This window comes from Colwellia sp. MB02u-9 (genome assembly GCF_014077085.1).
In the GTDB taxonomy this organism is placed as follows: domain Bacteria; phylum Pseudomonadota; class Gammaproteobacteria; order Enterobacterales; family Alteromonadaceae; genus Cognaticolwellia.
This window is the reverse complement of record NZ_JACGVF010000061.1, coordinates 1-14,401: the sequence shown is the minus strand read 5'-3', so window position 1 is coordinate 14,401 and position 14,401 is coordinate 1. Positions and strand designations below refer to the sequence as shown.

General features: G+C 38.8%; 6 protein-coding genes. 1 reads left to right on the top strand and 5 read right to left on the bottom strand.

Annotated features, from left to right (window positions below; all coding sequences use genetic code 11):
- Window positions 1-353: 353 nt before the first annotated feature.
- Entirely contained in the window at window positions 354-4,910 is a 4,557-nt protein-coding gene (locus tag H4J65_RS01020) for a hybrid sensor histidine kinase/response regulator (protein ID WP_182194369.1), read from the top strand.
- A gap of 285 nt (window positions 4,911-5,195) precedes the next feature.
- Here H4J65_RS01020 and H4J65_RS01015 read toward each other — a convergent pair whose 3' ends face one another.
- From H4J65_RS01015 to H4J65_RS00995, 5 genes are all read right to left on the bottom strand, one after another.
- Window positions 5,196-8,219, bottom strand: a complete 3,024-nt coding sequence (locus H4J65_RS01015; protein ID WP_182194366.1) for a sigma 54-interacting transcriptional regulator — start codon at window positions 8,217-8,219, stop codon at window positions 5,196-5,198.
- A complete protein-coding gene (locus tag H4J65_RS01010) occupies window positions 8,219-9,991 on the bottom strand; it encodes an EAL domain-containing protein (protein ID WP_182194363.1) in 1,773 nt (590 codons plus the stop codon). Before H4J65_RS01010 ends, H4J65_RS01015 begins: the two co-directional genes overlap by 1 nt.
- 485 nt (window positions 9,992-10,476) lie before the next feature.
- Window positions 10,477-10,920 carry a hypothetical protein gene (locus tag H4J65_RS01005; RefSeq protein WP_182182853.1) on the bottom strand — a complete coding sequence of 148 codons (444 nt, stop codon included), beginning with the start codon at window positions 10,918-10,920 and terminating at the stop codon, window positions 10,477-10,479.
- A gap of 10 nt (window positions 10,921-10,930) precedes the next feature.
- The gene (locus tag H4J65_RS01000; protein WP_182136238.1) at window positions 10,931-11,107 is read right to left on the bottom strand and encodes a DUF1328 domain-containing protein; all 177 of its coding nucleotides are present in this window, start codon (window positions 11,105-11,107) and stop codon (window positions 10,931-10,933) included.
- Between the two features lie 645 nt (window positions 11,108-11,752).
- Window positions 11,753-14,329, bottom strand: coding sequence for a TonB-dependent siderophore receptor (locus tag H4J65_RS00995; RefSeq protein ID WP_182136237.1), 2,577 nt, complete (start codon window positions 14,327-14,329; stop codon window positions 11,753-11,755).
- Window positions 14,330-14,401 lie beyond the last annotated feature (72 nt).

Genomic DNA, 14,401 nt, shown 5'->3' with positions numbered 1-14,401 from the left:
GGCTTTATCTGGAACGAAGGCTTTATCTGGAACGAAGGTTTTATTTGGAATGAAGCTCAATTGAACCAAGAAAACTTTGCAATTAATGAATAAAAAATAAATCATTAAATAAGGTCCGTTATGAACTAAGTATTTGCTTAGGATATAACGGACTTTTTATTTGCTTTTAAGAAATTAACAGTGCATTGCTTCGCTTAATTTCAACTGCCCAATTTTCATTAATTTTTTTAATAGCCATAGCTCGTAGTCGGTTTATATTACTGTAAAAAATCAACTGTAAGTCAGTCTAAAGTTTGGTGTTTTACACGCTTTGGGTTAGTCTATTTCTAAATTAGAATATATGTAATTTAAGTATGTTAAAAAACACTATTTATTGCCTACTATTATTATTTGTTTTTAGTTTCAAGCTGCATGCTGAACAAAAAGCTAATTTTATTTTTACCTCCGCAGCACTTAATCAACAGCTCTCCCAAAAAAGCATTCGGCAAGTCTTTCAAGACAGTACAGGGTATTTATGGATTGTCACTCAAGAAGGGATAGCCCGCTACGACGGCTATGAACTAGTAAAGTTTGTCCATGATCCCCGTAAACCTGACTCGCTGAGCTCCGACAATGTTCGAACGATAATCGAAGATAATAGCAATCGTTTATGGATAGCTACTGATGGCGGTGGTTTAAACTTATTTGACGCGGCTAAACAAACGTTTACCCGTTGGCAAAGTAGCACTCTATCTAGTACTACACTTATGTCTGATCGTATACAAAGTGCTATGTTAGATAAAAATGGTGATATTTGGCTAGGTTATAACAGTGGTAATTTTAGTCGTTTTCAACCTAATAAAATGACTTTTGAACATTTCGATACCCAAGCTTTACTTCCTGAACTCGATAAAAACACATTTATCACTGCGTTTGTCGAAGAAGCTAACTTTATTTGGCTCAGCACTAATGGTAACGGACTACTAAAACTAAATAAAAAAAGTAAAAAACTAGAGCGTTTTCATACTGGTTCAGACACGCCATTTTTTAGTGATCGTTTGACCAATTTATTTATCGATGGACAACAACGTTTATGGGTTACTAGTGCCGATAACGGTGTTGCTGTTGCTGACCCGCAAAGGCTAAAATTTACTTCTTGGCAGCATAATGAAAATCATAAGAAAAGCTTACCCTCCAATCACGTATACACGGTATTTCAAGATCAACACCAGCGTATTTGGATCGGAACTGATAAAGGTGTCGCCATATGGAACAAGCGAAATGAATTTGATTCCTTTAATACGGAAGATGGATTAAGTAACAACTTAGTCCTATCCATTTTACAAGACCCAACAGGGTTAATGTGGTTTGGTACCTTTAATGGCCTAAGCAAAAGTATTGAAGTGCCTTTTCAACATATCGATACAGGCTTGGCCAGCAAGACTATCTTAGGCTTTGCTGAAACCACATCTTCAAGCGGAGAATCAGCAATTTGGGTTGCCACTTATGCTGGCTTAACACGCTTAAATAGCGATGGTGAAGTGCAACAAATTATTAATAAAGACAGTGTTCCTGCATTGCCTGATGACAGAGTCATGGCCGTGCGCGGTGACGATAATATTTTATGGTTTGGCACCCGCGGTGGTGGCTTAGGTAAGCTCGATGTCGATACTGAGAAAATTAAATATTATGTAAACGACCCTAAGGGTCCTAAAAGTTTAAGTTTTAATGGTGTTATTAGTATATTTAAAGACAAAGCAGATAATATTTGGGTTGGTACCTTTGGTGGTGGTTTAAATTACCTGCCCCTCGGCAGCGAAGAATTTATTCATTTTCGCCATGATGAGAATAACCCCAGAAGTCTCAATAATGACAGAGTATTAGCAGTTGATCAGTTAGTTGACGGTACCATGGTCGTTGGTACCGTAGCCGGCATTAATTTACTTGACCCTATTAGCTTGGATTTTGATCATATTGAGCACCAACCTGATGACCTAGATAGTTTGTCGGCGCCCATGGCTTGGGCCTTTTATCAAGATAACAAAGCACAGTTATGGGTAGGCACCCAAGGCGGAGGGCTCAATAAATGGTTACCTCAAGACATTACTGGTTTAAATAACAAGTTCACCCATTACGACAGTTTAAGTGGACTACCCAGCAGCCATATATATGCAATTTTAGACGACGATAATGGCCATCTATGGCTCAGCAGTACCGCTGGCTTAACAAGATTAAATAAACAATCAGGGGCAATGCGACATTTTAATAGTTATCAAGGCTTAAAGGAAAATGATTTCAGCTTTGCTGCAGGTTTTAAGGACAGCAAAGGAAATATGTATTTTGGTGGTAATGCTGGCGTTATACGCTTTAATCCTGATGATATTAAAGACAGTAAAACAATCCCGCCTGTGGTACTTGTGAGAATTAAAAAACTCAATGAACAAGTATGGTTCGATGTACCTTACCAAGAACTCAAACATTTGGAATTGGATTACAAAGACTATTTTATCTCATTTGAGTTTGCTGCACTTGACTATAACGCACCCAGTTTAAATCAATATAGATACCAATTAGAAGGGCTTGACTCAAATTGGATCGAGCTTGGGAACAGGCGACTTGCAACATTTACTAACCTACCTGCCGGCGATTTCACCTTGAGAGTTCAAGCCAGTAACAACCAAGGGTTATGGAATACTGTTGGTGTATCACTACCGATCACGGTATTGCCGCCACCTTGGAAAACCTTTTGGGCCTATAGTTTGTACTCTCTAGCAGTGATGTTGATGCTACTTTATTTCATTTGGCGATATCGACAAAAGCGGCTACGTGAAATGCAGCAAGTAATAAAACTAGAAGAAAAAGTTGAAGAACGTACCAAAGAGCTACGCCATGCCAATGCACAGCTTGAAACAAGCATGGAAGAAACCGACAAAGCCAGGAAAATTGCCGAACAAGCCAGCAAAGAAAAGAGTGATTTCTTAGCCATTATGAGTCATGAAATACGCACACCGATGAACGGCGTGCTGGGCATGACCGAAGTTTTGTTAAATTCAGACCTAAAACCCAAACAACAACATTTTGCGCAATTAGTCTATCGCTCAGGTGTCTTGCTACTTGATCTGCTAAATAACATCTTAGACTTCTCTAAATTAGAAGCAGGTAAAACGACCCTAGAGTCGGTACCAGTCGATCTTGAAACGATAGTAGAGGAAGTGTGTGATTTATTCAGTGAATCTGCCTACAACAAAGGACTGCATATCAATGCCATCCTAGCCCCAGAGTCATTACCTTATGTATACGCCGACCCAGAGAAATTGCGCCAAATCATTGCCAATTTAACCAGTAATGCCATTAAGTTTACTGAGCGTGGCGAAGTTAATGTCAGTATTAAGCGCGTGCCATGCTCCAAAGCGCAAACTGGTCAACAAAACAACCAGGCACAACTTAGTAGTTTTGAAATTAGTGTAGAAGATACCGGTATTGGTATGGCACCAGATCGTCAACAAAAAGTATTTGAAATGTTTACACAAGCAGACGCCTCCACCAAGAGAAAGTATGGTGGCACCGGCCTTGGCTTAGCTATCTGTCGACAAATATCTACCTTAATGGGGGGTAATATTAGTGTGCAATCGAATCTAGGAGAAGGCAGCCGTTTTAGCTTCATATTCGATTTACCGACAGTGGCTAATTCGGAAATCGAATATGAGCCCATAGCTGATTGTCCAACGGTTCATTTGATCAACCTTAATGGCGGTTTAGGCACTTCAGTCGCCAATATATTGCTAAAATTAGGCATTAAATCAGTACAGGTAAAACGGGTTAATGCTCAGTTGGCTTCCGCTAAAAATGGTCTTTGGATTAGCCTTTCAGAGCACGAAACAGCCATTACTAACGCGGGTATTCCACTGACAAACTGGATCTGCTTATTACCTTCTTCACAATGGCAAGAGCATGACAAACGCAATATCTTACATTTGCCAGTACATTTTTATGACCTGATAAACACTTTATATCGAGCCTTGGGAATCAAAACCCATAATCAACAAACAGGTAAAAACAACCACCGTAATCATCAGATATTTGTTGCCAATATTTTGGTGGTAGAAGACAGCTTAACTAACCAAGAAGTAGCAACAAGCATGCTCAGAATGCTAGGTTGTGAAGTATGGCTAGCAGACAACGGCGCGGAAGCCGTCGAGCAAGTAAACTTAAGACAACCTGATTTAATCTTAATGGATTGCCAAATGCCCATTATGGACGGTTATGAAGCCACGGTTGTCATAAGGAAAAACTGGCCAAATATTCCTATTATAGCGCTAACGGCTGGTATGGGTGATGACCTACGCCAACAATGTTTAGACTCAGGCATGAATGGTGTAATGACCAAGCCATTTTTATTGCGAGAACTTGAACAAACACTTTTACACTACTTAGAAGCGCCTAGTCATCCATCGGTAAGTGATCACGATAGTACAGACGAATTATATTTACAGCATGTATCGTGCCCAGCTAATGGCTCAGATGACCCTGTAGCATTAAGTAGTAAAGACTTTGAAACTGAAGCTAATCCAGAAGCTGAATTAATTGATATGGACACTGTCAACACGCTTTTAAAAATTGGCAAGGCTAATGAGAGCAAACTCTATAATCGGGTATTGGATGGATTTACCCAGGAAGCTGACAAGTTGATTCAACAGTTACTAGCACAGCTAAAAAGTGAACAAGTAGATTTAAATGAGCTAGTTGACATTGCCCATGCTCTGCAATCCATGTCAGGAAATTCTGGAGCAAAAGCACTGTATGAGTTAAGCATAAACTTAGAAGCTAATGCAAAGCAAAACCTGACTGCAGATATTGATATGATAGCGCAGAAAATACAGGCTACTTATATTATTAGTTGTGAGAAGCTGGAGACATTTAGACAAGCTTAATTGAGGCTATAATTAAGCTTGTGCTGAGTGGGAATAAACTGATTAGACTTAGCATAAAGTTGACATTACTCGGCAGGCTTTAATGAAGAGCATGGCGACTACTCGACAGCAATGCAGACTAAGTTTCTCTGGGTTCCAAGCCAAGTATAATCGTTAACTAGGCAAATAAAAATTAAGCAATTGAATACTTTAGTATGAATTCAATTACATTCCAATTTATTTGCTATTAACTTGCTATAGGTAAAAAAGCGAGTGATAAGTGCTAACCTACCTAACACTCACTTATTATGAAATTAGCACCTGTTGCAAAATTTTGCGCAAGGTAGGCTGAGTTACATTGAGTAATTGTGCTTTTTTCTGTTGGCTGATCTCTTTTTTTATGACGATTTGATGTAATGTCATCTCAATTTTGGACCAAAGCAAGGTATTGGTGTTTCCTGTTAGCAATTGTCCTAATATTATGTCGCATTCAATCGCTAATTCATCCAGTTGAGAAAGGCTGAGATCTAATCCATTGAGCTTAGCAAAACGACGTCGCAATGTTGATTCAGATTGGTCTAATTGCAAAGCTACTTGATACAGGCTGCCCCATTTAACTAAACATACCGTTAACCATCGCAGCTCCAACCAAGCACTTGCTGGAAATAAACGCGTTTGCTGTAGCGCTATTGCCACGAGTTGGCTAAGTAATATCGATATATCTGAAAATTGCGCTATGTTTACTTTCGTTTCATCAGTAAACACCTCATGCTCAGACGAAAGCAGATGCGCTGCGGATGCTTTAATATAACCTTGCTCTTGCAGATCCAAATGTGGACTATCGATTAATTTTCGCTCGCAAAGTATAACGGCCCGCATTATCGCGTTTTGCAGCTCTCTGATATTGCCTGGCCATGAATAGCCTTGCAAAATGTTTATTGCTGCGGGGGTAAAATCAATAATTTCTTTTTTATATTGTTGGCTAAATTTAGCTAAAAAGTGACGACAAAGTAACAGGGCATCATCGCCTCGTTGATGCAGAGGAGGCAGGTTGACGGTAAAACCATTGATACGATAATAAAGGTCTGAACGGAAGCGCCCCATAGCAACTTCATCTAATAAATTACGGTTAGTGGCTAATACCAGTCTAACATCGACTTTACGCACACGTTGATCACCCACCGCGACATAGGTTTTTTCTTGTACAAATCGTAATAGCTTTGATTGAATATCAAGCGGCAGTTCTCCGATTTCGTCTAAAAATAATGTCCCACCGTCAGCTTGTGCAATCAGGCCCGGTTGATCATTCGTCGCACCGGTAAAGGCGCCTTTTCTATGACCAAATAACTCACTTTCTATTAAATTTTCAACTATGGTACTGCAATCTACAGTAATAAAAGGCTTTACTCGTAGCGAGCTATAATTATGTATTTGTCGTGCGATGAGCTCTTTACCTGTACCTGACTCACCAGTAATCAACACAGACGCGTCGGTAGGCGCCACTAACTGTACTTCCTGCATTACCGTGCGCATGGCAGCCGATTCAAAAAGCAATTCATGCTGATCGCCCATGCTGCTTTGAGCGATAACCGTTTTGCGTTGGTCATTTTCGAGTAGAACAATACGATCAATAGCAGCAGCTAAATTGGGGCTGACTTGCTGTAATTGCGTACTATATTTTTCAGCATTCTTTTGCTCGCTCAACGGCCAACGTAATAAGATCATACCCAAGCATTGGTTACGAGTGAACAGGGGCACTATAATAGCTTGGCAAGATTCCGCAAAAGGCTTAAGTGGTTTACCTCTTAAATTATTCAAGCTAGCAAGTTGTATGTTTGTGCTAACCCAGTTCTGTACACTTTCGACATCCATGTTTTGCTTAGATGTACTGCAAGACGACAAAATCAATGCTTGATTTTTAACTAAATATAAACCCGCATATTCGCATTGCATGCCTGCGGTTAGCATTTGGCAAATTTGCTTTGAAAAAACTTGTAATGAATGTGTAGTGCCAATTAAGCGAATTAAGTCCCATTGCAGTGAAAGTAACCTAAAGTCATCTCTAGGCACATCTGAAAATTTACCACGTATGTGATCAAGATTAGCAATAATGTTAGCGTCAAACTGCGGTTCCCAAGCGACTAATTTATCGCCACCTATGCTGCGAGCGGCTTGTAAGGCGGTATTCGCTCGCCTAAACAATTTTAAAGGCGATTGCTCTTCGAGCTGTTCTTCAGCATCAAGTGTTGCTATGCCAAAACTAAAGTTTAGCTTCAACTTTTTCTGAGTAAACGACTTATTCACTAACATTTGTCGTACTCGAGCGGCCAGTACTTGACCGTGCTTTTCATTAGTCTCAGGTAAATGTGCCGCAAAAACCACACCGCTATATCGACTGACAAAATCAGCCGTACGTAATAAATTAGTCAAACTGAGCATAATTTCATCCAACACTTGGTCGGCCAATTTACCTCCATGTTGTTGATTAAATTTAGCGAAATCAACAGGATTTATGAGTAATAAAGTTACGGGTTGATTGTGCGCTGTCTGTTGTTCTTCCCATTTCTGACGTTGCCAAGTCCCGACTTGGCGCATAATAAGTATATTATCTTGATGACGTAATGAACCTACAAAACCATCGACAATGATTACGGTATTTTCTAACTGAATAGGGAAAGGTGGTAACCTTGTTATTGCACCGGTAGGTTCAAGATCCGATAAAATATTTTGCAAACGGTTCTTGGCCATATCAGAGGGGATTTTGATACACGAAAGTAAATCTTTACCGATTGCAGATGCGCTTGAATCACCCAGTACTGCCGATAACGCCAGATTAAGTTCGGTTATTTTCCCTTCAGCACTAAGCGTTACTACCAACTCTCCTAAACATTCAGTCAGTAAGTTAAACTTCTGCTCGCTATGTTGTTGAGTGCTATAAATGTCGTTATTACGTGCTAACAAAGATAAAATAGGTAACAAAGCTTGCTCATTTGACCAGTCAATAAACCAATGGTTTTTTGGTAATTGTGTCTGGGTTGTGAGTTGCGGATGCTCTTGTAGCCAAAATACTTGTTGAATATTGAGATTAAAACGCTTTATAAGCTGCTCTGCATGCTCAGTATTTTGACATGCTACAAGCATTGATGGCTGATCATCACAATGACTTGATAACGCTATTTTTTTCAACGCTATACCCGCAGCAGAAGCTTGCGACTGTAAAGTCAAAAACATCTTGGTGTAAACAGTACTGGCTGCAAAGTCACTATCTATATAAAGCGTGATACTATTTTTTACGTAAGCTAAAGTGCTGATGCGTTGCAATTTCGTCATTAAGAATTTTGCATAAGATGAGTAAAGTTCTGATTTAACAGCGGTGTAATATTTTTTGCAGCCAATGGCCGTGAAAATAAGTAACCTTGCAACAGTAAATGTTTGCTGTTCTTTAATATTTCTATTTGTGCCACTTCTTCTACACCTTCCGCGATAACGCCTAGCTTTAAACTTTTAGCCAGCGCTAAAATGGCTTGTACAATGGCAATATCGTCAGGGGCTGAATTAGCATCACACATAAAAGCTCGATCGATTTTAAGTGTATCAATGGGGAATTTTTTCAGATAGCTTAATGAGGAGTAGCCTGTCCCAAAGTCGTCAACCGCCAAGGTAACACCTAAGTTTTTCAATTCGATTAGGCGCTTAATATTTTCTTCAGCATCACTCATAATGACCGACTCGGTCAATTCCAACTCAAGTAGCGACGGCGGTAAGTTACATTGCTTTAATGTTTGCGCAACTGTTTGAGTAAAATTAACTTGTCTAAACTGGTGTGCAGATACGTTTACCGCAATCCTTACCTCGTTACCATTATCTAGCCATTGTTTAGCCTGCTTACAACTCTGCTCTAAGACTAAAAGTCCTAAATCATGAATTAAGCCGGTTTCTTCTGCAATTGGAATAAATTCATCAGGAGGAATAATACCTCCTTGTGCTGGCAACCATCTGACTAACGCTTCAACGCTAACAATCTTACCTGTTTCAGCGCAAACTTGCGGTTGATAAAAGGGTACAATTTCACCTGACTTAATTGCCACACGTAGGTCTTGTTCAAGCTGTAAACGATTTGCCGCTGTTGCATTCATTGAGCCGCAATAAAACTTGAAACAGCCACGTCCAGCCTCTTTAGCCGAATACATTGCCGTATTGGCATTTTTAAGTAAAGACTCGGCATTCTCACCGTCGTCTGGAAACATAGAAATACCAATGCTTGGCGTGATCACAACTTCATATTGCTCTAGCTTAAAAGGTTTAATGAAGCTTTGAATCACCCGTTCAGCGACCAACATCGCTTCACTTGAATTGCGCAACTTATTCAAGAAAATAGTAAATTCGTCACCACCAAAACTCGATAATTGACCGTTACTTATTAATTCTTCGTCGCTGTGCCGAGAAAACACATCGCTTTCTCGCATATTTTCTTGTAAGCGGTGGGCAACTTTACGCAGTAGTTTATCGCCAATACTATGTCCCATAGTATCGTTAATTCTTTTGAATCTATCGAGATCTATATACAAGATTGCGGCTTGATAGTCGTTGCGACGCGCCATGGCTATAAAGTTTTGTAAATTTTTCAGTAGCAACAGCCTATTTGGCAACCCTGTTAACGAATCATAAAAAGCCAGTTTATGAAGTGCTTTTTTTTGTGACATTTGATCTGCAAAGGCTTGGCTGGCACGGAGAATATATCTTACTCTCTGGGCTAATATTTCCCATTTAACAGGTTTCGAGATAAAGTCAGTAGCACCTACCGCGTAAGATTTATGAATAGAGTCCAAATCATCAGATCCGGTAACCATAATGATCGGAACATGTTTTCCACTTTCCAACGCTCTTATGTGTTCACACACATCAAAACCGTTCATTACTGGCATAGATACATCGAGTAAAATTAGCGCTGGCTGATGTTTTTCAAACTGCTCTACAGCGCGTTGGCCATCCTCAGCCTCTAATACTTCTATACTGTCGCAGGCGAATATTTCTTGCAGAATAATCCGAGCACTGACATCGTCATCACACACTAATATTGTAATTTTAGAATTATTTGGCATTTCTGAATATCTCTAATTATTCATAACTGAAAGTATTAATGGTGGGTATTATCGACCATTAACTTACCGTTATGAACTAATTTTGTAGCTGCGATAATATTGGAATTTTTCTTCCTTATTTATTCCAATAATTTTCAAAAGTTGAAAGTTTAAAAATAGCATAATAAATTGGTTATAACACTCTCTTTTACAGAGTATTACGGTAATATGATTATTGAAATTAAAGACTAGTTTATGCATACACCTGAGTTGTTAACCTAGCTTAGTTTTGCGTACGATTGCTTTACATTTTTAATTGCAAAGTCTTATCATTAAAAATTAAAATGACGCCATTAAACTATATTTATGATCAATTAACTACCGCTACATATTGCAATGTCATGCTGAATAAATTTTTATGGCGATATAATCGCTAAATAAAAAAGCCCTTGAAAAACAAGAGCTTTATAATTGAATTAAACTTATAGCTTAACTGATATTAAAGACTAACAACCGTCATCTTTAGTATCTGCACCCTCTTTTGTCTTTTCACAAGCATCTTCAATGGCGTTACCTGCATCTTTTTTCATTTCACCAAATTTATTGCTGACACTTTCTTTCATTTCATTTACTTTGTCGCCCGCGTTTTCCATAGCCTTGCCAGCGTCTTTCTTCATTTCCTCTACTTTTTCGCCTGCATTTTCCATAGCTTTGCCTGCGTCTTTTTTCATTTCATTTACTTTTTCGCCTGCAGCATCAATAGCCTTGCTAGCATCTTCTTTCATTTCATTTACTTTATCACCCGCACCTTGAGTCATTTTACCCGCATCTTTAACTGCTTCTTCTACTTTTTTACCCGCGTCTTCTGCCTCTTTATCGCTACAAGCTGTTAAGCCGAACATGGAAACAAAGATAATAAGTGAAATTGATAGTTTTTTTATAAAAGTCATAAGTTTTTCCCTAAATTTTTGGTGATTTACCACGAACTGCATTGGCGATTAATGAGATAACCAACAACACAACGAAGATAAAAAAGATAGTTTTTGCAATACCTGCGGCTGTCCCTGCGATACCACTAAAACCAAATATTGCCGCAACAATCGCAACAACTAAAAAAGTAAGCGCCCAGTTTAACATAATAGATTCCTCCGTTTATTAAATTAAAAACCACCACCAACTTAAGACTACATTTATACCAACAACCTAATTCACTGATAACTAGTCACTATCTTTCATTCTACATTTGATTTAATAACGCTAGTTTACCGCTAAGTGAAAGTTTTTCAGACAAAACAGGTATAACATTTAGTGGGAGTTAATATATTTTTGTCTTAGCTTATCGCTAAGACACCTTAATAATAGCCACATTTTTATAAAACGTACTTATTTACAGAATAAACGCTATAACTTTCAGTAAGCATTAACTATCAGCCATAGTGACCGTGACTTAGTACTGATTATTGTGCCGTTATTAACCGCCGTATTTACTGGTGAACTTTATATTTTTCCTACCATTTTCAGGACAGTTTTACCTAAGTAGCTGGCTATTTTTCTGTCTGAAATAAGCCTTGTAATGGTGAAGTTTGATTAATGATCTTATCGGCGCAATAACAGTGAAGTTAAAACGAGTTGTTACTTTTCTTTGCTGTTAAACATAAAAAATCCGAAATCAATTGCTTGATTTCGGATTCTTAACTCACTGAAAAATTCATCTGTAAGTAAAGCTATGCCTAGATAATCGGTAGGTTAACTTTACCCAAGAGCACATTCAGTATAGGTAACTTAAAAGCTATAAGTTGCTTTTACGTAGTAGAAACCACCGTTAAAACCAAATGGTGATGTTTCATAGTATTTACCGCCCCAGCTATTATTTGCCGCACCTGTTTGTTGCTCAAAATCAAGCTCATTCGGGTATTCGTCAAATATATTCTGAGCACCAACACTCACTTTGAAATCTTCCATAACGTGATAGCTCACTTCAACATCAACAGTAACTTCTGAGTCAGCAACAATTTCTGTTCCTGGTTCAGCTGGAGAGCCTATCCAATCAACGTGCACGCCTTGGTATTCACCGTAGTAGTTTACACGGGTAAACATACTGACATTGTCCCAACTTTGTGACCAAGTAAAGGTCGCACGATGGTTAGGTAAATCATTTTCTAAACGAGAAACTTTACCGTCACCTGTGATTTCAGTGTAAGTATCAACAGTTGTCTCATTCCAGTTATAAGCTAAACCAAATGTGGTATCACCATCTAACAAACTCGTTGAATAGTTAGCTACAAAATCAACACCTTGAGTTGTAGTATCAAAATCATTAGTAAAGAAACTTACTTGTTGAATTGAATCTACGTTTGGTACACCATCAGCTTTTAACTTAACTTTATCATCAGCGGTTAAGTTATATTTAGTTGACTGAGAAACACGATCAGTTACTTCAATATTGTAATAATCAAGTGTGAAATGGATACCTTCTATTTCCCAAACCGCACCTAATGAAATGCTTTCTGATTCTTCTGGTGTTAGTTCTTTTGCACCAAGTTGCATTGCTACAGGGTTAGATGCTGGCAATAAAGCAGAATCAACCAACTCACCGCCATCTAAAGAGGTTTGCACATTAGAATAGTTAGCTTGACCAACCGTTGGTGCACGGAAGCCTGAACTTACTGAGCCACGTACTGAAAAGTCGTCTGTCACATTGTATTGTGCCGTTACTTTATAGTTAGTGGTATTACCAAAAGTACTGTAATCTTCAAAACGTAGGGCATAGCCCATTAAGAAGTTTTCAGTGTATTGTGCTTCAACATCAAGATAAAGCGCATAGTTTTGACGAGAAAATGAACCGGCTGAAGAGGGTTTAAAGCCAGGAAAACCGTTAGAGCCGATACTAAAACCTTGGTCTGTATATGGACCTGCGGTAAAAGATGCTTCGTCACCTGCAGTCACTTCGAAAGTTTCTTGATGGTATTCATAACCACCAGCAATAATTAGTGGCATCTCCATGCCTACTTCAAGTTCTTTAACTAAATCAATGTTAAAGAACTTTTCAAGTTGAACGTGGCTACCTGGATTAAAGTCACGTGGTGTTTCAGGACCTAACGACGCATTTAACGTGTTGTAGATAACGTAACTTGATTCGTTACGACCTACAGAACCACTGACGTCATAAGACAAAGTGTCATCAAACTGACCACGTGTTCCCATGGTTATTGCTGTATCAACAATGTTACCACCAAAGTTAGGTGTAAATCCGCCTGGTGCTAATTCATTGAATGAAAAACAATTATCATTATTTGCGACATTATCAATGTAATTTTGTTGAGTTAACACGTTACCGGTAGTGATAGCTACAGGTTGACAAGTTCTCTCAGCACCCTCAGATTGCGCAAGATCGCCAATCAATAATGAAGCACCGTCGTCATTAGAGTAAACGCCACCACGGTTATGTGGATTACGATAATAGAAACCACCACGAACATCACGTTCAGAGAAGTTACCAAACATATACACTTCACGGTCGTTACCGATATCTAAACCGAAGTTACCAAAAATAGTGATGTCATCATTAACTTCTGGAGAACCCCAAACTTGAGTTATCGCTTCAACATTTGTGTTGCCGGCATCAATAAAACCTTGAGCGTCAGGACGTTGTACACTTCGACTAGTTGCATCAGCATTTTTATATTGAAAACTCAGGTTGGCAAAACCATCTTCAGTCAATGCCATACCAATATTACCAGAGACTTCAGTCGTATCGCCATCGCCTTCATAATATGAACCATGACGTACGTTTAATGAACCACCATCTGCATCATTTTTTAAGACGAAGTTCATTACACCTGCGATAGCATCTGAGCCGTATTGTGCTGCAGCACCGTCACGTAAAACTTCAACTTGTTTTAGAGCAGAACTTGGGATAACTGAAATATCAGGACCTTGAGCACCGTCATTAATACCACCACCTAACAATGCAATAACAGAAGCACGATGACGGCGTTTACCATTAACAAGTATTAACGTACTGTCTGATGAAAGACCACGAAGATTAGCAGGTTTAACTAAGCTGGCGGCATCTGAGATTGGGTTACTCTGTACGTTAAACGAAGGTACAGTACCTTTTAACAATTCAAGCATATCGGTGTTACCCGATCTTTCTAGCTCTGCTGCACCAATTAAATCAATAGGAACCGGTGAATTATCAACTGAACGTGGTGCACCACGAGAGCCTACAACAGCGATACGTTCAATGTTTTCTTTTTTAACTTTATCTGCATCATTTTCAGCAGCGAATGTTGGCGCAGTACCTAAAGCGATATTTACCGCTAAAGCTAAGGTAGCTATTTTAAATGTTGATGACATGTTCTCTTCCTCTAGTATTAGTATTTTATTATGTATTTTTATAGTTATATATTTTATTTTTCTATTTTTTTG